Origin of the sequence: Rhizobium quercicola (assembly GCF_021168455.1) — a bacterium.
GTDB lineage: Bacteria > Pseudomonadota > Alphaproteobacteria > Rhizobiales > Rhizobiaceae > Ferranicluibacter > Ferranicluibacter quercicola.
Map to the genome: position 1 here is coordinate 18,371 of NZ_JAJOZR010000001.1, position 21,159 is coordinate 39,529.

Sequence of the window (21,159 nt, forward strand, 5' to 3'; positions counted from 1 at the left end):
ACAAGTAATGGTCTGCGAGAGCCAGTGCGACGTGGTTGCACGTGGTGCAGAACGACTGCGCACTTAAATTAGGTTGTGTTTTCGTACTTGGACAGACGTCGGCCGAAGCCTTGGAGGAGGCGAACAGTAGCTCTCGATACGAAGAAATCGACGGGGTTTCTTGAAAATACGGGCGAGGGATCCCTGGACGACTTTCGTCGAGGGCCGACACACCGGATCCGGGCGATCAAGCCGAAGCCGTCAGAACGCAGGAGGAGGAACGACATGATGAACTCGCAGGGTTGCGCAGCATGAGCGCGCGGACGAACGCGCCGACAAAGCCGGACGGCGAGGCCCTGTTTGCCATGCCTCTGGCGCGCAGTTTCGTCACCGTCGTCTTCTCGACGCTGGTGCTTCTGGTCCTCTGCCGCATCCTGGCACCATCGAGCGTTTCCTGGGGAGCCCTCTCCGGAAGCCTCCCATTCGCCGCCATCATCGCCATCGTCGGGCTCGGGCAGCTCCTCGTCGTTCAGCACGGTGGCTTCGATCTTTCCCTGCCGGGTGCCGTGTCGCTGGCCGTGGTCGTATCGACCCACTATCCGCAACAGGATGACGGTCTGCTCTATCAGGCGGTTCTTCTGGCGCTCGCCTTCGCGCTTGCCGCCGGCTTCCTCAACGGCCTTCTCGTCAGTGTCTTCCGGTTGAACGCGATCATCGCGACGATCGGCGTCAATGCCCTTCTCTACGGTGCGGTGTTCGCAACCTCGGGCGGCGTTCCCTCGATCACCACCAATCTTCTGGCCGAGATCGCAGGCGGGGAGACGCTGGGCCTACCGAATGCGGTGCTCTTCACCGTTGCCGCCACCGCCCTCGTCTCGTTCATCCTGAAGAAGACCGTCGCCGGCCGGCGGTTCGAGGCGATCGGCGCGAGCCCGCCGGCGGGTCGTGCGGCGGGGCTCAACGTGCGCACCCATCAGATGATGGCCTACGTCTATGCCCAGCTTCTCTATTGCCTCGCCGGCATTCTCATCGCCGGCATCACGCGCGAGCCAACGGCCTTTCAGGGCGACAGTCTCCTGTTGCCGTCCGTCGCGGTCGTCGTCCTTGGCGGTACATCGCTGCTGGGCGGTCGCGGCTATCCCATTTCGACGGTTATCGCTGCTTTTTTCCTGAACCAATTGAGCCAGTTCGCACTCTCAGTCGGCGTGCCCTACTCGGCTCAAACCATCATCCAGGCTCTGGCCCTGGGTTTTGGCATCGGTGTTTACTCGCTCCGCTGGACGGTAAGCTTCAAAAAAACGGCTGGAACATAATCTGTGGAGGAGAGAACATGACGTATTCGACGATTGCCAAGATGTTGACTGTTTCTGCCGGGGCCATCATTGCGGGGATGGGGAGCGTTAGCATCGCCAAGGCCGCCCCGCCCGCCTGGTGCGGGCCGAAGAAGGCGACCCTCGCTTTGCTGGATGGCTACGGCGGCAACAGCTGGCGACAGGTGACGACCGCGTCGGGCAAGCAGGTGGTCGATCTCTGCCCCAGCATCACGAAATATGAATATGCCGACGGTCAGGGCGATACGCAGAAGGCGATCTCTGACATCAAGGGCATGGCTGCCAAGGGAATTGATGCGCTCGTCGTCTTCGGCGATGCCGGACCGGCCGTGCTGCCCGCGATCACCAGCGTCCACAAGGCCGGCAAGGTCATCGTCCCCTACCGCGTCGCCGTCGGCGGCAAGGAAGGGAAGAACTACGCCAAGTTCATCGGCTCCTCCTTCGAAAACGATGGCGTGACCTGGGGCAAATGGATCAAGAGCGTTCTGCCCAAAGGCGGAAATGTCCTGTTTCTCAGTGGCCCGGCCGGCAACAGCCAGGGTCTGGACGAGCTGAAGGGCCTGAAGAGCGTGCTGGGCGCCGAATATGTGTTTGTGAACCCGGAACCCTTCGGCGTCACGAACTGGGATCCGGCCCTGACGCAGAAGGTGCTGACCGCCGAGATCGCCAAGAATCCGAAGATCGACGTGATCGTCTCCGACTTCGGCCCGTCTCTGGTCGGCGCCTTGGCGGCCTTCACGAAGCAGGGCCGGTCGATTCCGGCGATCGCGACCTCGGACGGCAACTCGCTCGGTTGCTTCTGGCAGGAAAGCCAGGCCAGCAACCCGGACTTCAAGCTGTTCACCGTCGCGACCGGCAATGACAATGTCCGGCTCGCCGTGCAGTGGGCCGTGGCTCTCGCCACGGGCGGCGAAAAGCCGACGGCGGACATCTTCGAGGCTCCGGCCTACGAGGACTCCGTGTCCGGCAAACCGAACGCCGTCCAGTGCCGCAAGGACCTGCCGGGCGCGATCTACATGTCGTCCGAGCTGTCTCCGGAAGACCAGGCCAAAGCTGTCGGCCGCTGATCGACAGGCCGTCCTGATAACGCCCGGAGGGACCTCCCTCCGGGCCTGAAACGCGAGATGGGTGACAGAACATGGCGGAAGCAAAGCTCAAGGATATCGAGGAACCGGCGGGCGACGTCGTCATTCGCCTGGCAGGCATTTCGAAGTATTTCTCGGTCGTTCCTGCGCTCACCGATGTGACTGTCGATTTCCATGCCGGTGAGGTGCACGCCATTCTCGGCGAGAACGGCGCCGGCAAATCGACGCTGATGAACATCATTTCCGGCACGCTCCGGCCGACGGATGGGGAGATCAGCTTTGACGGCGAGCCGATCAGCCAGATGACGCCGGACATGGCCAAGGCGCGCGGCATCGGCATCTGCTTCCAGCATCCGGCCATTCTCGAAGATCTCTCCATTCTCGAGAACCTGCGCGTGGCCTTGCCGTCTTCCCTCTTTGCAGGACGCGAGGCGCACGGCGTCGCCAGCGACATTCTTGCGACCATGGGGCTGAAAGTGCCGCTGCGTATGCGCGCCGATGGTCTGACGGTCGCGCAAAAGCATTTGTTCGAGATCGCGAAAGCGCTCGCGCTGAAGCCGAAGGTGCTCATTCTCGACGAGCCGACGGCGTCGCTCGACCAAGAATCGACCGACATGCTGTTCGACCGCATCCGCGAGGTCGCGGCGGCGGGGACCTCCGTCATCTACATCACGCACCGGCTCGCCGAGCTTCGCCAGATCGCACAGCGCGTGACGGTCCTGCGCGACGGACGCGTTCGTGGCGGCGCAATGGTGCGGGACGTCAGCGATACCGAGCTCGTCAACATGATCGTCGGGCGCACGCTCAAGGCGGCCTTTCCGCCAAAGGCACAAGCCGCATCGGCGGAGACCGGATTATCCGTCGCGGGCATCACCACCGGCGACCTGAAAGACATCAGCTTCGATGTCCAGCGCGGCGAAATCGTCGGCATCGCCGGCGTTGCCGGAAATGGGCAGCCCGAACTCATGCGGGTGCTGGCCGGACTGGTGCCGGCCGCCGGCACGATCACGCTGCGCGGCCAGTCGCTCGATCAGCGCGCGCTGCTGCGTGCGGCGGCCTTCATGCCGTCGGATCGTCATGTCGAAGGCGTCGCCAGCGGCCTGACGGTTCGCGAGAACGCCACCTATTCGGCGCTGGAGAAATTCGCGGTCGGCGGTATCATGAGCCGGACCAGGGAGCTCGATCAGGTTCGATCGATCTTCGCGGATCTTGCGGTGAAGACGCCGGGGCTCGAGGCGCCGATCCTCGCCCTGTCCGGCGGAAACCAGCAGAAGGTCGTCATGTCGCGGGCACTGTTGTCGGACCCGGGCCTGATCGTCGCCGACGAGCCGACCCAGGGCGTCGATGTCGGTGCCCGCTTCGAAATCTACCGTATCCTTCGGGAAGTGTCGGATGCCGGAACCCCCGTCGTCGTCAATTCCTCCGATGCGGTCGAACTGGAGGGGCTGTGCGACAAGGTCATCGTCCTGTCGCGGGGGCAGATCGTCGAGACCTTGGTCGGCAGCGAGGTCACGGAAGGTCGGATCGTCGCGGCCGCCGTCAACGCGACGACCCATGTCGGCGAGGCCCCGAAGGCGCCGGCATCGACCGCCGGCACTTTCCGGCATCTGCTGCAATCGGACAATGCGCCGGCGATCCCGCTCGCCATCGTCACGATCCTTCTCGGCCTCTATGTCTATAGCCAGAACGAGAATTTCTTCTCGGTCTACAACATCTACAACATCTTCCTCCTCGCGACGGCGCTGGGGTTTATCGCGATGGGACAGACGGTCGCGCTCCTGATGGGCGGCATCGATCTCTCTGTCGGGCCGCTGGCCGGGTTTCTGGTGGTCGTCGCCTCCTTTTTCATCAACGACGATCAATCGACAGGGGTCATGCTGGCAGGCTTCCTGCTGATGTTCGCCGGCGCCGTCGTGACCGGTGCCGTGAACGGCCTTCTCATTCGTTTTGCCAATTTTACGCCGATCGCGGCGACGCTCGCGATGTACATCGCGATCCAGGGATTCAGCTTTCTGTTGCGCGACAATCCGGACGGCTACATCAACACGACCGTGACGGACTGGATCAACTGGCAGTGGGGACCCTTCCCGGTGGCCTTCCTCGTGCTCGTGGCCTTCACGCTCGGAGGAGAATATCTGCTGCGCCGAAGCAGGATGGGCTGGCGCCTGCGGGCGGTCGGATCGGACGAGCATTCCGCCCGCCGCGCCGGGATCCAGGTCAACCGGACATATGTCGCCGGCTATATTCTGTGCTCGCTGCTCACCGGACTGGGCGCCATCATGCTGATGACCCAGATCGGCGTCGGTGATCCGCGTCAGGGCGTCAATTATACGCTGGCCAGCATCACCGCGGTCGTTCTCGGCGGCACCAGCCTGTCCGGCGGCCGGGGAACGTTCATCGGGACCCTGCTCGGCGCGATCCTCTTGACCGAGGTCCTGAACGCCGTGACTTTTCTCGGCCTCACACAGACCTACCAGTATTTCTTCCAGGGAATTCTGGTGGTGGTCGCCGCGCTCGTCTACTCGGGCATCAGGCGGCGCGCGGCGCAGGGGGGAGCCTGACGTCGGCGGGGTTTTGGAATGCAGATCAGAGGCATACGGTCAGACAGCTTCCATTGTGGCACGCCTGCGTGAAGGACTTTGGATTTGGACAGGGGGAACTCCCGGGCGGTTTGCGATGCTAGCAGGCGCTGGCAAAAGAGGTCCGGGGTTGTCGATCGGGATACGGTCGATGGCAGCCTGATCGATGAATGGCACGTCAGCCGCGGCGCGACATGCGTCAGGATGAAGCCGTAGCCTGAATGTCATGATCGAAGTGTAAGCTGGATGCATCCCTCTTCCAGATACCGAGACCGATCATGATGGTGACAAGACGATATTCGGCCGTTGCACTGCTGTGCATTCCCCTGTGTCTCACGCAGATCCTGGTGCCCTCGGCGCCGGCAATGGCCTCGCCGCTGACCACCGGCGCGGTTTGCACCGGCGCATCGCCATCCTGCAACCGCTGCATTTCCAACGTTGCGGACGCCGTCAACAGCCTGCGGGATCATGGCGACCCCATGGGGTTTAGCGTTGTCGGCGACCCCGTCGGCAATGCGGCGTCCTCTCACCATTGGCAGGGGCTGCAGCGACTGTCGGGCAGCGGCGAGAACTATCTCGTCATATCCAAATCCGACAACGGCCGGGGAACGGTGCCCTTTTCGCTTGTGCGCATGACGCAGCCGCGCAGCGTGGCCGAGCGCTGGCGATCGAACCGGTTGTCCGCCAGCCCGTATCCGGCGACCGCGCCGACGAATGCGCAGATGGTCGGCGACCAGCCGATGCCGGCTTACCTCTCCAACTACGCGCATTCGGGCGGGCTGCAGTCGAGCGGCAACATCCTTGCGGTCGCGCTCGACGGATCGCTGAGCGGCGGCATGGGGCAGGTGCTGTTCTACGACATGTCCGACCTTGCCAACATCACGCTTCTGCCGCCGCGCATTACGACGATGACGGGGGAGGCGGGCTCCGTGTCGCTGGCGCAGCTCGGGGACGGAACCTTCCTTGCAGCCACAGCCCGCAACGCCGCCAACACGCTCGAATTCTACCGATCGACGGCGAGCGATCTCGGCCAATCGGGAACGACATTTTCCCTTGTCGGCACATGGCACGAAAGCGCCCTGCAGACGACCATCGGCGACAGCGAATTCGGCGACTACCAGTCCCTGCACTTCATCACCCAATGCGACGGCAGTCTCTTCCTTGCAGGGACCCACATGAACACCTCCGTCGTCGTCGGCATCGGAGAGGACTGGCTGGACCTCTTCCGCGTCACCGATGCGAACGGTCAGGTCGGGCTGACGAAGGTTGCCAAGAAGCATCTCTATTGCGGCTATCCGTCGCCGAATTACGGAACGGGTGCCAATACGCACTGCAACATGGATGCTGCGGGCGGCGTGTTCGTCGACGCCGCGGGCCAGCTCCTCGTCTACGCCTCCGAACACGACAACAGCGGGCCCGGCAACAGCGTGAAGATGATGGAGTTCCGCTCGATCTTTCCGGTGCCGCAGCAGAAGTGCCTGACCGATATCCAGTCCGCCTGGGCCGAACTCTATGACGACTCCGACTTCAGCGATCGCGGGCTGATGATCGACTACGCCGACTACAGTCTCCGACGATACGACAACCTCAAGAACGTCGAGGGCTTCGGCGACAAGACGTCGGCGGTGCGCTGGTGCATCCCCGCGGGCTGGCGCGTCCGGCTCTATGACGATGACGGTTTCCGCGACCGCTACAAGGAATTCACCGGCACCGGAGAGCAGAACCTGAACGCGGTCGGGTTCAACGACAAGACGTCCTCCGTACGGTTCGTCTATGTGGGGAACTGATGCAGGGCGGGGCCTGATGCTGTGCCGCATGCCGGTGAAGCGTCATCAAAGTGTTGCGGAACGACCCTATCGTGCACAGCTGTGCAGAGGATCGCGTCAGTGCCGGAAACACGTCTTGAGATCGACAATATCAGCGTCAGCTACGGAGCGAACCGTATCCTCGACGGCATCGATCTGCGGATCGCCAAGGGTGAATTCGTCGCTCTCCTCGGCTCGTCCGGCTGCGGCAAGACCACGCTGCTGCGCACGATCGCCGGCTTCGCCCAGCCGGATGCCGGCGCCATTCGCGTGGGATCGCGCGATGTGACGACGTTGCCGCCGGACAAGCGCGGCATGGCACTGGTCTTCCAGTCCTACGCGCTCTGGCCGCACATGACGGTTGCCCAGAATATCGGCTATGGTCTGAAGCTGCGCCGCCGGTCTCCTGCGGACATCGCCCGCGTCGTCAGCGAGATGGAGCGCCTGCTTGGCCTGACGGGCCTGTCTGCGCGCAAGCCTGCCGAGCTTTCCGGCGGGCAGCGCCAGCGGGTGGCGCTCGGTCGCGCGCTCGCGATCGACCCGGAGATCCTGCTTCTCGACGAGCCGATGTCGAACCTCGATGCGCGGATTCGCCTGCAGGTGCGCCACGAGATCCGCACCCTGCAGCAGAAGCTTGGCATCACCACGGTCCATGTCACGCACGACCGGGAAGAGGCGATGGTCATGGCGGACCGCATCGTTATTCTGAATGGCGGGCGGATTGCGCAGGCAGGTCGTCCGGAGGCGGTCTACAATCGGCCGGAGACGGCCTTCGTCGCGGCCTTCATGGGCGCGGAGAACCAGTTGATCCTTCCGGGCGGCACGGATGGCGAGACCATCGCCATAGCCGCCGGCGCATCGAATGCAGCCTGCAGCGTGCCGAGAGACGGACGTCTGCTGACCTCCGGCCATCTCGAGGCGCGGTTCAGGCCGGAGGCCGCCACGCTCGAGGCACGTTCGCCCGCCGGTGTTCGCCACGGCGAAGGCCTGGTGCTTGCCGGCGACATCGTCGATGTCAGCTATCCCGGCGGTCTCTGGCGCCACACCGTGCGTGTCGGGGGCGCGATGATCCAGGTCGATGCGCCGCATGCCTGCGCGCCCGGCACCGCGGTTTACGTCACCATCGCACCCGACAAGCTCTTTCTGTTCGCCGCGCCGCCCGGAACCCTCCCGGCCCCGCTCCCTCATCCTGCAGCGGCCCCGAACGAGGCTCGCGTGCTGGAAGCCTCACCGCATTAACCGACCCTTCACCGGAGCATTTCCATGAAAACGATCCTCAAGGCCGCGCTGCTCGTCAGTCTGGCAGCACCATCGGCCTCGGCCGCGGAACTCACCGTCATGACGGCCGGCGACCAGAACATGGTCGACTACGTCAACGACTATCTCGGGCCGCTGTTCGAAGAGCAGAACCCGGGCAACACGGTGCGCGTGGTCGGCACCGGTCCGGGGGATGCGGGCTCGCAGAAGATCGTCGAGCGTTTCGAGGCGCAGTCCAAGGCCGGCACGGCAACATGGGATGCCGATGTCGCGGTGGTGCATGAAAAGTTCACCGGGCCGATGGTCAAGGCCGGCTATCTGGAATCCTACCGCTCCAAGATCGACACCGGCGCGCTCGTCACGCGGGCGAATGCCGACATGGCGCTCGGCAGCGATGTCAGCGGCTACGTCATGCCCATGTACAACAGCCAAGCCGCACTCGCCTACAATCCGGCTCTCGTGGAAAACCCGCCGAAGAGCTATCCGGAGATCGTGTCCTGGGCCAAGGAGCATCCCAAGATGTTCGGCTATAACGGCATCAAGGGTGGCGCTTCCGGCGTCAGCTTCGTCACGGGCTGGATCTATGCCTTCGGGGAGGGCGATGCGAAGACCCTCATGACCGGCCCGTTCGAGGAGAGCGAGACGCAGAAATGGGGTTCGGCGCTGGCCAGTCTCAAGGACTTCACCAGGAATGCGACATTGACGCCCGGCAACGCCGGCACGCTGGACCTGCTCAGCCGTGGCGAAATCGCCATGGGTCCCGTCTGGGTTGATATGTTCTATTCCTGGCAGGCCAATGGCCAGCTGCCGCCGGACTTCAAGCTCGTGCTGCCGGCGCCCGGCATGCCCGGCCAGCCGATGCACTACGTGATCCCGGCAAAGAGCGCGAACGTGACGCTTGCCGAGAAGTTCGTGCAGCTCGCGACGAGCCCCAAGGTTCAGGCCGACGGCATCGTCACGCGCTTCAACTGGTATCCCGGCATCGACGCGAAATACGTGCAGGCCGAACTCGACAAGAAGACCTGGGACAAGCTCTTCACCGACATCTCGCCCGAGGACATCGCCACCAAGGGCAAGCCGTTCCCGATCGCGCCCTACAACAACGCGATCTTGGAAGCCTATGAGAAGCAGGTCAGCAACTGATCCCGCGCCGTATCTGAACGCATTCGATACGAGGAGCCGGCCGGAGCCGGCTCCTCACCCTCGATGTTCTTATCTCCGATGCCCTGGTGATCATGTCCCACCGACCTTTGAGCCTGCTTCTCGTCGCGCCGGCGCTCGCCGTCATCCTGCTGCTCTTCGTCGTGCCGCTGGTGGCGTCGGTGGTCGGTGCCTTCGAGGTCGGTGACGGTTTCGGGTTTGGCAATTTCGTCAAAGCCACCGAGCTCTACACGCAGGACGCCATCTTCACGGTGGTGATCGTCAGCCTGTCGACCGTCCTGATCGGGCTTTTCTCCATCGCGATTGCAGGATATCTCACCCTCGGGGAAAACCCACGGACGGTGGCGATCCTTCGCTGGCTCTATCGCTGGCCGATGTTCATTCCGTTCATCGTCACAGGGCAGGTCCTGCGAACGTTTCTCGCTAAGAACGGCCTGTTCAACAACGTCCTCATCAGCCTCGGCATTCTCACGCCACTCCAGGCCGAAAGCTTCCTCGACTGGCGCGGCATCGTCATCGCCTTCGTCTGGAAGCAGACGCCGTTCGTCACATTGCTGCTCGCCGGTGCCATGGCCTCGCTCGATCGCTCGACCATCGAGGCCGCGCGCAATCTCGGCGCCGCGCGGCTGCGGATCCTGTTGGAGATCGTCGTGCCGCAGGTGGCGACCACGCTGCTCGTCGGGCTGATCCTGTCCTTCGTCACGATGATGTCGGTGCTCTCGGTGCCGCTGATGATCAATGCGCAATCCCCCACCATGCTGACGACGGATATCGCCTTCCGCATCAATGCCTATGGCGATTACGGGGTGGCGAACGCGCTCGGCCTCGTCTCGCTGCTCATCACATCGGTCGTCGCCTGGATCTATCTTCGTCACGGCGTGAGGAAAAGCCTGTGAGCACCACCAACGACGCCATGCCGGTGCCACGCGCCTCTTTAACGCGCGTGCCGATGATCGATCTCTGGTGGCTGCCGCGCGCGCTCGTGCTGGGCCTGCTCGCCTTCGTGATCTTCGGTCCTTTGACCAATCTCGTGCTCTGGACCGTCGCGGAACGCTGGTATTTCCCGAACGCCCTGCCGATGAGCTACGGCTTCGGTTTCTGGGCCCGGGTCTTCTCGCCCCGCGGCAACGCCATGGAAGCGCTTGGCAACAGCGTGCTCGTCGCCATGCTGACGGTGATCCTGGCGCTGGCGCTGGCCATTCCCGCCGGCTTTGCGCTCGCCCGCCTGAGGTTGCCCTTTCGTGGTCTCGTCCTGCTCGCCTTCCTGTTGCCGCAAGCCTTTCCCAACCTGCCGGTCTACGTCAACATCGCCCGCGTCTTCTACCAGCTCGGGCTCAACGGAACCATTCTGGGCGTCGTTCTCGTCCACATGACGCACGGTCTGGTCTTTGCCGTTTGGATCGCGACGGCCGCGTTTTCGGCCGTCGATGTCGAGCTGGAACAGGCTGCCCGTTCGGTCGGCGCATCCGCCATTCGCACCTTTCGCGACATCACCCTGCCGCTCGCCATGCCGGGGCTGATGGCAAGTGCCATCTTCGTCTTTCTGGAATCGCTCGACGAATTCGCCGGCAGCTATTTCGTCGGGGCGCCGGACGTCAACATGCTGCCTTTGCTGCTCTACACCGCGAGCGGCGGCGGCAATTACCAGATCGCCTCCATCACCGCACTCGTGCTGCTGGTGCCCTCGATCGGCTTCATGCTGGTGGTCGAGCGCTTCCTGAAATCCGATGTCCTGTCGAAAGTGGGGCACTGACACCATGAATTCCACGCGCCCGTCCAAGCCGTCGCCGACACAGGACTTCGTCAGCGCGCAGCACGTGGCAAGACTTGCCGGTGTCTCGCGCTCGGCCGTGTCGCGTGCGTTCACACCCGGCGCAAGCATCGCAGAGGAGACGCGGCGCAAGGTGATGGCGGCGGCGGAGACGCTGGGATATCAGGTCAACGACCTTGCTCGCGGCCTGCTGGCCAACAGAAGCCGCCTCGTCGGACTGGTGGCGACCAAGCCGGAGCTCGGCTTCCGCACCCACCTTGCCGCCGCCCTGACCAAGGCGCTAATCGCGCGGGGCAGTATCCCCCTGATGATCAACACCGGGCAGACCGATGCGGAACGGCTGGCCGCCCAGCGCGCCTTGTTCGGCCATCGGGCGGAGGCGACGATCATCCTCTCGGGCTCCCCGCCCGCCTCCTTCGTCGATCTTGCGCGGCGTAACGGTCAGCCGCTGGTTGTCATCGGCCGCTCCGAGCCCGACGCGGATCATGTCGAGATCGACAATGAGTCGGCCGCACGGCAGGCGGCGGCGCTTTTCGTCGCTCGCGCGTTCACGCGTCTCGGTCTTGTCGGCTCGCAATCCGCCACGCCCAGCGTCGTGGAACGCGAAGACGCCTTCCGCGTGGAAGCCCGGCGCCTTGGCGCGCAGGTCCTGGCGGTACGCGGCGGTGATTCCGATTACGCGGGCGGGCGGGATGCCGGTCGCCAGCTGCTGGATGTCCCGGAAAGACCACAGGGCATCTTCTGTATCAACGACCTGCTTGCCCTCGGCGTCATCGACCACGCCCGGCGCGAAGCCGGGCTTCGTGTTCCGCAAGACCTCTCCGTCATCGGCTTCGACGATCTGCCGGAAGCCGGCTGGCTCAGCTACCGCCTGACGACCTTTCGCCAGGACCCGACGGAGATGGCCGACACTGCGGTGACGCTTATCGATCGACGTCAGGCCGAGCCTCATCGCCCACCGGTCCGCGTCCGGATCGCAGCCCCCCTTGTCGTCCGCGACAGCTTCGTCCCCGCCGCATCGTTATCAAGCGCGAACGCGCCTGACAACGCGCGTTGAATTTGCCTGGCTGCTCCGCCGGCGCGATCCCGGAGGCTTGCCAGCGGGCCGCAGACGATTTGCCGATGGCGGCGATCGAGCTTCGTTCACGCGTTCGATGGCGCAAGGATCTGAGCACGGCATACGGTCAGAATTTCCTCCGCCAGAGGCGAGTCATCCGGACACGCACGCGACAAGACGACCGCCCCCAGCAAATGCGCGAACACGTCGATCGCTTTCGCGCGGGCTGTCTGCTGGTCGCCGGCGCCCAAGACGCCTCCACGTTCGACCGCCGCCAGAATACTCTCAAGTCCGTCCGCGAAAGTCGCCCGGATATCCGAGGATTGACGCGTGGCATCCCCCGCAAGGGCCGCAAACGTGCAGCCGTCACCCCGGCCGTCCCGATGCTCTCTGGATGTGTAGAAGTCCACGAACTGGCGGATATCGCTTCCGCCGGCCTGCCGGATGATCTGCGAAATACTGCTTGCGGCCGTCTCCGCCATCAGCTCGGCCTTGGAACCGAAGTGCTTGTAAAATCCGCCATGGGTCAGCCCGGCGGCCGCCATCAGATCGGCTACGCTGACACCGTCATAGCCCCGCTCGCGGAACAAGGCCGACGCCGTTTGAACGATGCGCGCCCTGTTCTCCTGCGATTGCGCCTTTGTGATCTTCATCCTGGACCTCGCTTCCTGCATAGGCCGACAGCATACATTGATGTTGACCATAATCAAAGTGCTTGACGTTTTTGATTATATCCAGCATCATAAATTACGGCGATTTCGGAAGAGATGGCGATCTGTCCTCGAGGCTCCAAAGGAAACTCACATGAACACCCAGAAGAAAGTGGCGCTTGTCACCGGCGCGTCGTCGGGGATCGGCGAGGCAGCGGCCAAGCAACTCCTGACCCTTGGCTATACGGTTTACGGCACCAGCCGGCGCGGCGCCGAAGCGGGCGAGCGGTCGTTTCCGCTGATCGCTCTCGATGTGACCGACGACCTGTCGGTCGAAGCCGCGATCGCACAATTGCTGCAGCGCGAAGGACGCATCGACCTCTTGGTCAACAATGCCGGTGTCGGCGTCACGGGTGCGGCCGAAGAGAGTTCGATCGAGCAGGTCCATGCCTTGTTCGAGACCAATTTTCACGGCGTGGTCCGCGTGACCAACGCGGTTCTGCCCATCATGCGCAAGCAGGGGAGCGGACGCATTCTGAACATCGGCTCCGGCCTCGGCCTCATTCCGGCGCCGTTCAATGCCTATTATTCGGCAACCAAGCATGCGCTGGAAGGGTATTCGGAGTCCCTCGACCATGAAGTGCGGGGGTTCGGCGTGCGGGTCGTGGTCATCGAGCCCGGCGCGACGCGCACCTCGTTCGAGACAAGCACCGTCGCGTCTGACCGGCAACTCGCCGACTACGATGCGATCCGCGCGAAATATCTCGTGGCCTACGAGCAGGCGATTGCGACGGCCGGTACGGCGCAAGGCGTCGCGGAAACTATCGCTCTTGCCGCTCGCGCCAAGAACCCCAAGCTACGCTACCCCTCCGGCAAGGATGCGAAGCAAGGCGCATTTGCACGCAGGTTCCTTCCCCGCGCCCTGTTCGACAAGGTGCTGCACAAGCAGTTCGGACTGGCATAGCGCAAAAGACGGCCTTGTGCGCTCTTCGTCCTTGAGACGCTGCTTCGTTGCAGCGTCGAAGAGATGGACAGCGGCGCGTCGAACAGGCCGCGCCTTTGCACCTGCGGCAATCGCGGCTGTACGGGGATTTTCTGGAGCGGAACGGCCGCTCTCAACATGCCGAGAGGCGCCTCTCGCACAGCATCGGCATGGAAGAATTCGTGACGATGGCGCAGGCTGGCGACTGTCGGAACCATACGCATCCGGCCTTCTCGTCATCCGTGGCGGAATGGCCGCTTCGGGCGACATGCTGCTGTCGCCCATCCGCTCTGCTTACGCCAAGCATACACTGGTCAAGCCCGGTGACGGCGAAGGCGCCAACCCCGCCTTCGTCACAAACCGCGTCCCCAACCACGACAGTGGCATGGGCGCCGTCGGCTTGATGCCGAGACATCATGAGCGGTTGACGTAAATCGTCGGAGACGATTCCCCTTTTCATCGCGATCACGCCGCTCACCTGAGGTCGATTCGTCGCCTGCAAGGGCGTTGTCTTCCCGGAACCGAGCCGTCCTCGGGCCGCCGAACTTATGTTATTACGTTACAATTTGTTTGACGGATGTAATAACATTACCTATACCGCGGCTGCCAATCCCCGAGGACGCGATGAGCAGCACCTGTCTGGAATTCAAAGATCTGACGCTCGGCTATCAGCGCCACGCCGCGGTTCACCACCTTTCGGGCGTGGTCGCGCGGGGGTCGCTGACGGCCGTCGTGGGGGCCAACGGATCCGGCAAGTCCACGCTGATGAAGGGCGTGGCCGGCATCCTGAAACCGATCAGCGGCAGCATCGACGCCGCTTACAGGCGGCTCGCCTATCTTCCGCAGCAATCCGACATCGACCGGTCCTTTCCGGCGCGGGTGATCGATCTCGTGTCGCTCGGTTTCTGGCAGGAACGGGGGCTCCTCGGTCGCATCACCCGCAGCGACAAGACGCGGCTTCTCGCCTGTCTTGCGGCCGTCGGCCTCTCGGGTTTCGAGACGCGATCGCTCGACAGTCTGTCCGGCGGGCAGATGCAGAGGGCGCTCTTTGCCCGCACCATGCTGCAGGATGCCGATCTGATCCTGCTCGACGAACCCTTCAACGCGGTGGACGAGCGGACGATCCGCGACCTGCTCGCGCTGATCCGGCAGTGGGCGGACGAAGGGCGGACCCTCCTGTGCGTCCTTCACGATCATGCGCTGGTGAAAAGCCATTTTCCGCAGACATTGCTGATGGCCCGCAAGCCCGTAGCCTGGGGAATGACGGCCGATGTCATGACGCCGGACCATCTTTCCAAGGCCCGCACATTTCAGGAGGCCTGGGACGAGAACGCCGGCTGGTGCGAGGAGCCCGGCCCGACACTTCTGCCTCAGCCCGCCGACGATCTCCTGCAGGGCCGGGATGTGGCGCGGAGGGCCGCGCATGTTTGAATGGCTGGTGTCTCCCTTCCTCGAATACGGCTTCATGCAGCGGGCGCTCCTCGGCTCGCTGGTGCTCTCCGTCTCCTGCGCGCCCGTCGGCGTCTTCCTGATGCTGCGCCGCATGAGCCTGACGGGCGATGCCATGTCCCATGCCATCCTGCCGGGTGCGGCTATCGGGTTCCTTCTCTTCGGGCTCGAGATCATGCCGATGACGATCGGCGGGCTGGTCGTCGGCCTGCTGGTGGCGCTCGGCTCCGGCTTCGTGTCGCGCTTCACGGTGCAGAAGGAGGATGCTTCCATGGCGGCTTTCTATCTGATCTCGCTGGCCGTCGGGGTGCTGCTGGTCTCCTGGCGCGGCTCGAGCGTCGATCTGATGCATGTGCTGTTCGGCTCCGTCCTTGCGCTCAACGACGAAGCGCTGGCGTTGATCCTCGGCATTGCCGTCGTCACGTTTCTGGCGTTGGGCATTTTCTGGCGCGCGCTGGTCGCCGAATGCCTCGACCCGCTCTTCCTGCGCTCCGTCAGCCGCATCGGCGGGCCGACGCACGTGCTGTTTCTGGTGCTCGTCGTTCTCAATCTGGTCGGCGGCTTCCAGGCGCTCGGCACGCTGCTGTCGGTCGGGCTGATGATGTTGCCGGCCGTGGCCTCGCGCTTCTGGTCGAACGATGTGCGGGCGCTTTGCGGGATCGCAATTGCCATCGCCATCGTCTCGTCGCTCGGCGGCCTGCTTCTGTCCTATCACGCCTCCATGCCGTCCGGCCCGGCCATCATCATGGTCGCGGGCGTCGCCTACCTGTTCTCCGCTCTTTTCGGCCGAAGGGGCGTGCTTGCCAGCGCGCTTCCCTCGCGCCGGCATACGTCCGCCTGATCACCAAAAAGGAGATTTCCATGTTCAGGACAGTCCGTTTCATCACCTGCGCCAGCCTTCTTGCCCTGGGCGGCTTCGCGTCCGGCGCCTCGGCCGCCGACCTCAAGGTCGTGGCCAGCTTCTCCATCATCGCGGATCTCGCGAAGAACGTCGGAGGAAGCCGCGTCCAGATCTCGACCCTCGTGCCCGTGGATGGCGACGCCCATGTCTACGAGCCGCGCCCGGCCGATGCCGCAGCGCTCAAGAAGGCGCAGGTCGTTCTGGTCAACGGCCTCCATCTCGAAGGCTTCATGTCCCGGCTGATCGAGACCAGCGGCACCAAGGCGCCCGTTATCGAGGTCAGCAAGGGCGTCGAGCCGTTGAAGACGGACGAGGCGGAAGGGCACCATGACGAGGCCGGCAAGACGGCCGAGGCCGGTCATGCGGGTCATGATCATGGCGCGTTCGATCCCCATGCCTGGCAGTCGATCGCCAATGGCGAGATCTATGTGAAGAACATCGCCGACGCCTTCTGCGCGGCCGACAAGGCGGGTTGCGCGACCTACACGGCCAATGCCACTGCCTATCTGGCAAAGCTCACGGCGCTGGATACGGAGGTGAAGGCGGCGATTGCCGGCATCCCGCAGGACAAGCGCACCATCATCACCTCCCATGATGCTTTCGGCTACTTCGCGCACGCCTACGGCCTCAACTTCATCGCGCCGGAAGGCATCTCCACGGAAGCGGAAGCGTCTGCCGCCGATGTCGCCAAGCTCGTCGATCAGGTGAAGCAGGACAAGGCCTCTGCGATCTTCGTCGAAAACATCACCAATCCGCGGCTTGCCGAACAGATCGCCCGCGAGACCGGCCTGAAGATCGGCGGCACGCTCTATTCCGACGCGCTCTCGGCCAAGGACGGCCCGGCCTCCACCTATATCGATATGTTCCACCACAACGTGAAGACGATGGCGGCCGCCATTCTCGGCAGCTGATCCGCAAGGGACCTGTCCGGCTTCGCCGGACAGGTCCTCCCCGACCTCAAACCGCAGGGAGTCCCGGGACGATGATGGGCAGCGTGTTCAAGCGATGGCGCAAGGCGGCGGGCGCCTCGGAGGATGGGGTGAGACGGCTCTACGATTCCGTGCCGGTCACGCTTCTGACCGGCTTTCTCGGATCGGGCAAGACGACGCTGCTCAACGATATTCTGGCCGATCCGCGCATGCAGGACACGGCCGTGATCGTCAACGAGTTCGGCACCGTCCCGATCGATCACGATCTGGTCCCCAAGGGCTCCGAAACCTATGTCCGAACGACCACAGGCTGCATCTGCTGCACGGCGACAAGCGACATCCGGAGCTCCCTGTCGGAGCTTCACGATGCCCGCATGCGCGGCGACATACCGCCGGTCGCGCGGGTGGTGATCGAGACGACCGGACTTGCCGACCCCGCGCCGATCATCAACAGCGTCATTCCCGGGGGATCGCCGGCGCTCGGGCTCCGGGATCATGTCGTCGCCCGGCATTTCCACCTCGCCCGTGTCGTGACGACATTCGATGTGCTGAGCGGTCGCGCGACACTCGACAGTTTTCTTGAGGGATGGAAGCAACTGGCCTTCGCCGATCACGTGGTGCTGACCAAGACCGATCTCGCCGGGGCCGATCACGACTGGCCGGGCGAACTGAGCGCGCTCAATCCGGCCGCTGTCTATCACGACCGCCACCGGCAGGGGATCGCGCTCTGCGAACTCTTCGGCGAGGGGGTCTATTCCGTCGGTGGCAAGACCGAGGACGTGCCCGGCTGGCTGGCGATGGAGCGGCTGGCGGCGCACGGCGATCATGCCCACGATCCCAACCGGCACGGGGATGACATCGAAGCGATCAGCCTGCGCCATGACGTGGCGCTTTCGCCCCAGGCAGTCGAGACCTTCCTGCACATCGTGACGACCAATATCGGCTCCGGCCTGCTGCGGCTGAAGGGTCTGTTTGCGCTTTCGGACGACCCGGACCGGCCGCTGGTCGCGCACGCCGTGCAGCATCGTCTTTCGCCGCTCCAGCGTCTGGATCGCTGGCCGGACCACGATCGCGGCAGCCGCGTGGTGCTCATCGGCCGGAACATGCCCGTCAAGCCGATCCGCGATCTCTTCGAGGTGCTGGCGCCCCGAGTGCCAAGACGCAAGGGCGGCGCGAAATGAGTGCGGCCTTCCTCAACCCGCTGGCCCGAAACGGAGCCTCGGTCATCAACAGCGCACGTTCGATCAAATCCTGGGCGCGCCAGCTGCTGGCACTGCCGGACGAGGCGGTCGTCACCGTCAGCGAACTTGCCTGCCACGTGCCCGGCTGCCCGCCGAAGGAGACGGTCGTCCTGGTGATGCAAGGCACGGACATGCTGCAGGTCTCCCTCCACATGGCGATGAAGGATGTGACGGAACAGGATCTCGCCCACGCGTTGTCTGACGCCGCGACGGCAGGGCCGTGAAAGGGCGATGAATGGGCTGCAGACCAGTTTCGCGCCCACCCGGAACGGTGGTGCGACCGGCTTGCCTCGATCTGGTCGCCAGCGTCAGCCCATGCGCTCGGATTTGTAGGAGCCCGGGCTGGGCGGAAAGACGATGGTCTTGTTGCCGTTCATGAACACGCGATGGTGAATGTGGGCGTGAACGGCGCGCGCGAGAACCTGGCTCTCCACGTCGCGTCCGATGGAGACATAGTCGTCCGGCGACTGGGCGTGGGTGATTCGGGCGACGTCCTGCTCGATGATCGGGCCTTCATCGAGGTCCGCGGTGACGTAATGCGCCGTGGCGCCGATGAGCTTCACGCCGCGCTCATAGGCCTGCTTGTAAGGGTTTGCACCCTTGAAGCTCGGCAGGAAGGAATGGTGGATGTTGATGATCCGGCCCGACATCTTCTTGCAGACGGCATCCGAAAGCACCTGCATGTAGCGGGCCAGCACGATCAGCTCGGCATTGGACTGTTCGACGATCTCCATCAGCCGCGTCTCGGCCTCGATCTTGTTCTCCTTCGTCACTTTGATGTGATGAAAGGGAATGTCGTGATTGACGATCACCTTCTGGTACGCGAAGTGGTTGGACACCACGCCGACGATCTCCACCGGCAGCGCGCCGATCTTCCAGCGATAGAGAAGATCGTTCAGGCAGTGGCCGAAGCGTGAGACCAGCAGCAGCACTTTCATCCGCTCGTCGCTGTCGTGGAACGTCGCCGTCATGCCGAAGCGGGTGGCGATCGGTTCCATGTCTCTTGCCAGTTCGAGCCGATCCTCGCCCTCTTCGCTGACAAAGGTCAGACGCATGAAGAACAGTCCGGTTTTCTGATCGTCGAACTGCGAGCTGTCCGTGATGTTGCAGGCTTTCTCGGAGAGGTAGCCGGTGACGGCCGCAACGATACCGCGTGTCGATGGGCAGGTGACGGTCAGGACGTAGCTTTTCATCGTGGCTTCCGTGGTGTTCAGGCAGCAGCGCGATGCCGCCCGAGATTTGCTTCGGCGACATGCCGTCGGACATCGCCCTGTACGGGATCACAAGGCCGTCTGCAGTTCCGGCAGCAGGTCGAAAAGATCCCCGACAAGGCCGTAATCGGCGATCTGGAAGATCGGGGCGTCCGCGTCCTTGTTGATGGCGACGATGACCTTGGAGTCCTTCATGCCGGCCAGATGCTGGATCGCGCCGGAAATGCCGACGGCGATGTAGAGCTGCGGCGCGACGACCTTGCCGGTCTGGCCGACCTGCCAGTCGTTCGGCGCATAGCCGGCATCGACGGCGGCGCGGCTTGCGCCGACCGCCGCACCCAGCCTGTCGGCCACCGGCAGGATGACCTCCCGGAATTTCTCCGACGAGCCGAGCGCGCGACCGCCAGAGAGGATGATCTTCGCCGAGGTGAGTTCCGGACGGTCGGACGACGACAGCGCATCGCTGACGAAGGACGACAGGCCGGGATTGGCTGCTGCCGGAACGGTTTCGATCGGCGCGCAGCCGCCTTCACCGGCCGAGGCGAAGCTTGCCGTACGCACGGTGACGACCTTCCTGGCATCGCCCGACTGCACGGTCTGGATGGCGTTGCCGGCATAGATCGGCCGCTTGAAGGTATCGACCGAGACCACTTCGATGATGTCCGAGATCTGCGCCACGTCGAGCAGGGCCGCCACCCGCGGTGCGACGTTCTTGCCGACCGAGGTGGCTGCCGTGAGGATCGTGTCATAGGACGGCGCCAGCGAGACGATCAGCGCCGCCAGCGGTTCGGCCAGATCGTTGGCGAGATCGTCGCTGTCAGCGATCAGCACCTTGGTGACACCCGAGAGCTTGGCGGCGGCATCGGCAGCGGGCTGCGCATCCTTGCCGGCAACCAGCACATGGATGTCGCCACCGATCCGCAGAGCCGCCGTCAGGGTCTTGGCGGTCTGGTCCGACAGGGTTGCGGTGTCGTGATCCGCCAGAAGAAGAATGGTCATTGGTCTATCCCTTCCCGGAACCTTACAGAACGCCGGCTTCGTTTTTCAGTTTGTCGACCAGCTCCGCCACCGACGTGACCTTGATGCCGGCCTTGCGGCCGCCCGGCTCCTCGGTTTTCAGAATCGTGAGGCGCGGCGTCATGTCGACGCCGAAATCGGCCGGGGTTTTCTTCTCGAGCGGTTTCTTCTTCGCCTTCATGATGTTGGGCAGCGAGGCATAGCGCGGCTCGTTGAGGCGCAGGTCGCTTGTCACCACGGCGGGAAGCTTCAGCTCCACCGTCTGAAGGCCGCCATCGACTTCGCGGGTGACCCGGGCCGCGCCGTCGGCGATCTCGACTTTGGAGGCAAAGGTGCCCTGTCCCCAGCCGAGCAGGGCCGACAGCATCTGGCCGGTCTGGTTCGAATCGTCGTCGATCGCCTGCTTGCCGACGATGACGAGGCCTGGCTGTTCGGCCTCGACCACACCCTTGACGATCTTGGCGACCGCCAGCGGCTCGACCGCATCGTCGGTCTCGACCAGAATGGCGCGATCCGCGCCCATGGCGAGCGCCGTGCGCAGCGTCTCTTCCGCCTTCGCCGGGCCGATCGAGACGACGACCACTTCAGTCGCCTTGCCGGCTTCCTTCAGCCGCAGCGCTTCTTCCACGGAGATTTCGTCGAACGGGTTCATCGACATCTTCACATTGGCGAGCTCGACGCCCGACCCATCCGCCTTCACCCGGATCTTCACGTTGTAATCGACGACGCGCTTGACGGTGACCAGAACCTTCAT

At 63.9% G+C, this 21,159-nt stretch carries 20 protein-coding genes; 16 read left to right on the plus strand and 4 right to left on the minus strand.

The annotated features are described in order from the left end of the window. Positions 1 to 290: 290 nt before the first annotated feature. From LRX75_RS00100 to LRX75_RS00140, 9 genes are all read left to right on the plus strand, one after another. Complete coding sequence (locus tag LRX75_RS00100; protein WP_231811188.1) at positions 291 to 1,292, plus strand: ABC transporter permease; 1,002 nt, start codon at positions 291 to 293, stop codon at positions 1,290 to 1,292. A 17-nt stretch (positions 1,293 to 1,309) separates the two neighbouring features. Continuing rightward, positions 1,310 to 2,377, plus strand: a complete 1,068-nt coding sequence (locus LRX75_RS00105; protein ID WP_231811189.1) for a substrate-binding domain-containing protein — start codon at positions 1,310 to 1,312, stop codon at positions 2,375 to 2,377. A 71-nt stretch (positions 2,378 to 2,448) separates the two neighbouring features. Further along, complete coding sequence (locus tag LRX75_RS00110; protein ID WP_231811190.1) at positions 2,449 to 4,956, plus strand: ATP-binding cassette domain-containing protein; 2,508 nt, start codon at positions 2,449 to 2,451, stop codon at positions 4,954 to 4,956. A 296-nt stretch (positions 4,957 to 5,252) separates the two neighbouring features. After that, positions 5,253 to 6,761 (plus strand): hypothetical protein, encoded by a 1,509-nt coding sequence (locus LRX75_RS00115; RefSeq protein WP_231811191.1) that lies wholly within the window; start codon positions 5,253 to 5,255, stop codon positions 6,759 to 6,761. Between the two features lie 99 nt (positions 6,762 to 6,860). Then, entirely contained in the window at positions 6,861 to 8,018 is a 1,158-nt protein-coding gene (locus LRX75_RS00120; RefSeq protein ID WP_231811192.1) for an ABC transporter ATP-binding protein, read from the plus strand. A 24-nt stretch (positions 8,019 to 8,042) separates the two neighbouring features. Then, positions 8,043 to 9,179, plus strand: a complete 1,137-nt coding sequence (locus LRX75_RS00125; protein ID WP_231811193.1) for an ABC transporter substrate-binding protein — start codon at positions 8,043 to 8,045, stop codon at positions 9,177 to 9,179. Positions 9,180 to 9,271: 92 nt separating this feature from the next. Further along, positions 9,272 to 10,093: an ABC transporter permease gene (locus LRX75_RS00130; RefSeq protein ID WP_231811194.1), complete on the plus strand. Its 822-nt coding sequence runs from the start codon at positions 9,272 to 9,274 to the stop codon at positions 10,091 to 10,093. Positions 10,094 to 10,146: 53 nt separating this feature from the next. Then, a complete protein-coding gene (locus tag LRX75_RS00135) occupies positions 10,147 to 10,950 on the plus strand; it encodes an ABC transporter permease (RefSeq protein WP_231811928.1) in 804 nt (267 codons plus the stop codon). A 4-nt stretch (positions 10,951 to 10,954) separates the two neighbouring features. Further along, a complete protein-coding gene (locus tag LRX75_RS00140; protein WP_231811195.1) occupies positions 10,955 to 12,025 on the plus strand; it encodes a LacI family DNA-binding transcriptional regulator in 1,071 nt (356 codons plus the stop codon). An 86-nt stretch (positions 12,026 to 12,111) separates the two neighbouring features. Here LRX75_RS00140 and LRX75_RS00145 read toward each other — a convergent pair whose 3' ends face one another. Next, the gene (locus LRX75_RS00145; protein WP_231811196.1) at positions 12,112 to 12,678 is read right to left on the minus strand and encodes a TetR/AcrR family transcriptional regulator; all 567 of its coding nucleotides are present in this window, start codon (positions 12,676 to 12,678) and stop codon (positions 12,112 to 12,114) included. Between the two features lie 151 nt (positions 12,679 to 12,829). On the opposite strand from LRX75_RS00145, the gene LRX75_RS00150 reads away from it, so the two are divergent. The 7 genes from LRX75_RS00150 (at position 12,830) to LRX75_RS00180 (ending at position 18,401) form a co-directional block, all read left to right on the plus strand. Continuing rightward, positions 12,830 to 13,639: an oxidoreductase gene (locus LRX75_RS00150; RefSeq protein ID WP_231811197.1), complete on the plus strand. Its 810-nt coding sequence runs from the start codon at positions 12,830 to 12,832 to the stop codon at positions 13,637 to 13,639. A 268-nt stretch (positions 13,640 to 13,907) separates the two neighbouring features. Then, positions 13,908 to 14,090 carry a hypothetical protein gene (locus tag LRX75_RS00155; RefSeq protein WP_231811198.1) on the plus strand — a complete coding sequence of 61 codons (183 nt, stop codon included), beginning with the start codon at positions 13,908 to 13,910 and terminating at the stop codon, positions 14,088 to 14,090. Positions 14,091 to 14,281: 191 nt separating this feature from the next. Beyond that, positions 14,282 to 15,088, plus strand: coding sequence for a zinc ABC transporter ATP-binding protein AztA (gene aztA / locus LRX75_RS00160; protein ID WP_231811199.1), 807 nt, complete (start codon positions 14,282 to 14,284; stop codon positions 15,086 to 15,088). Next, positions 15,081 to 15,947, plus strand: coding sequence for a zinc ABC transporter permease AztB (gene aztB, locus LRX75_RS00165; protein ID WP_231811200.1), 867 nt, complete (start codon positions 15,081 to 15,083; stop codon positions 15,945 to 15,947). Before aztA ends, aztB begins: the two co-directional genes overlap by 8 nt. Positions 15,948 to 15,967: 20 nt before the next feature. Continuing rightward, on the plus strand, positions 15,968 to 16,918 hold the full coding sequence (gene aztC / locus LRX75_RS00170; RefSeq protein ID WP_231811201.1) for a zinc ABC transporter substrate-binding protein AztC: 951 nt from the start codon (positions 15,968 to 15,970) through the stop codon (positions 16,916 to 16,918). 71 nt (positions 16,919 to 16,989) lie between these two features. Next, positions 16,990 to 18,117: a CobW family GTP-binding protein gene (locus LRX75_RS00175; protein WP_231811202.1), complete on the plus strand. Its 1,128-nt coding sequence runs from the start codon at positions 16,990 to 16,992 to the stop codon at positions 18,115 to 18,117. Beyond that, positions 18,114 to 18,401: a hypothetical protein gene (locus LRX75_RS00180; RefSeq protein WP_231811203.1), complete on the plus strand. Its 288-nt coding sequence runs from the start codon at positions 18,114 to 18,116 to the stop codon at positions 18,399 to 18,401. The genes LRX75_RS00175 and LRX75_RS00180 overlap by 4 nt, the downstream gene beginning before the upstream one ends. 84 nt (positions 18,402 to 18,485) lie before the next feature. Here LRX75_RS00180 and purU read toward each other — a convergent pair whose 3' ends face one another. The 3 genes from purU to LRX75_RS00195 all read right to left on the minus strand — a co-directional run bounded on the left by purU (position 18,486) and on the right by LRX75_RS00195 (position 21,159). After that, the gene (gene purU, locus LRX75_RS00185; protein ID WP_231811204.1) at positions 18,486 to 19,370 is read right to left on the minus strand and encodes a formyltetrahydrofolate deformylase; all 885 of its coding nucleotides are present in this window, start codon (positions 19,368 to 19,370) and stop codon (positions 18,486 to 18,488) included. 87 nt (positions 19,371 to 19,457) lie between these two features. After that, positions 19,458 to 20,387: an electron transfer flavoprotein subunit alpha/FixB family protein gene (locus tag LRX75_RS00190; protein ID WP_231811205.1), complete on the minus strand. Its 930-nt coding sequence runs from the start codon at positions 20,385 to 20,387 to the stop codon at positions 19,458 to 19,460. A 22-nt stretch (positions 20,388 to 20,409) separates the two neighbouring features. Beyond that, positions 20,410 to 21,159, minus strand: coding sequence for an electron transfer flavoprotein subunit beta/FixA family protein (locus LRX75_RS00195; protein ID WP_231811206.1), 750 nt, complete (start codon positions 21,157 to 21,159; stop codon positions 20,410 to 20,412).

Coding starts and splice junctions, on each gene's coding strand:
- LRX75_RS00100 (WP_231811188.1), top strand. CDS start 291: ATGAGCGCGCGGACGAACGCGCCGACAAAGCCGGACGGCGAGGCCCTG.
- aztC (WP_231811201.1), top strand. CDS start 15,968: ATGTTCAGGACAGTCCGTTTCATCACCTGCGCCAGCCTTCTTGCCCTG.
- LRX75_RS00140 (WP_231811195.1), top strand. CDS start 10,955: ATGAATTCCACGCGCCCGTCCAAGCCGTCGCCGACACAGGACTTCGTC.
- LRX75_RS00135 (WP_231811928.1), top strand. CDS start 10,147: ATGATCGATCTCTGGTGGCTGCCGCGCGCGCTCGTGCTGGGCCTGCTC.
- LRX75_RS00175 (WP_231811202.1), top strand. CDS start 16,990: ATGATGGGCAGCGTGTTCAAGCGATGGCGCAAGGCGGCGGGCGCCTCG.
- purU (WP_231811204.1), bottom strand. CDS start 19,370: ATGAAAAGCTACGTCCTGACCGTCACCTGCCCATCGACACGCGGTATC.
- aztA (WP_231811199.1), top strand. CDS start 14,282: ATGAGCAGCACCTGTCTGGAATTCAAAGATCTGACGCTCGGCTATCAG.
- LRX75_RS00180 (WP_231811203.1), top strand. CDS start 18,114: ATGAGTGCGGCCTTCCTCAACCCGCTGGCCCGAAACGGAGCCTCGGTC.
- LRX75_RS00105 (WP_231811189.1), top strand. CDS start 1,310: ATGACGTATTCGACGATTGCCAAGATGTTGACTGTTTCTGCCGGGGCC.
- LRX75_RS00195 (WP_231811206.1), bottom strand. CDS start 21,159: ATGAAGGTTCTGGTCACCGTCAAGCGCGTCGTCGATTACAACGTGAAG.
- aztB (WP_231811200.1), top strand. CDS start 15,081: ATGTTTGAATGGCTGGTGTCTCCCTTCCTCGAATACGGCTTCATGCAG.
- LRX75_RS00150 (WP_231811197.1), top strand. CDS start 12,830: ATGAACACCCAGAAGAAAGTGGCGCTTGTCACCGGCGCGTCGTCGGGG.
- LRX75_RS00110 (WP_231811190.1), top strand. CDS start 2,449: ATGGCGGAAGCAAAGCTCAAGGATATCGAGGAACCGGCGGGCGACGTC.
- LRX75_RS00130 (WP_231811194.1), top strand. CDS start 9,272: ATGTCCCACCGACCTTTGAGCCTGCTTCTCGTCGCGCCGGCGCTCGCC.
- LRX75_RS00190 (WP_231811205.1), bottom strand. CDS start 20,387: ATGACCATTCTTCTTCTGGCGGATCACGACACCGCAACCCTGTCGGAC.
- LRX75_RS00125 (WP_231811193.1), top strand. CDS start 8,043: ATGAAAACGATCCTCAAGGCCGCGCTGCTCGTCAGTCTGGCAGCACCA.
- LRX75_RS00115 (WP_231811191.1), top strand. CDS start 5,253: ATGATGGTGACAAGACGATATTCGGCCGTTGCACTGCTGTGCATTCCC.
- LRX75_RS00145 (WP_231811196.1), bottom strand. CDS start 12,678: ATGAAGATCACAAAGGCGCAATCGCAGGAGAACAGGGCGCGCATCGTT.
- LRX75_RS00155 (WP_231811198.1), top strand. CDS start 13,908: ATGGCCGCTTCGGGCGACATGCTGCTGTCGCCCATCCGCTCTGCTTAC.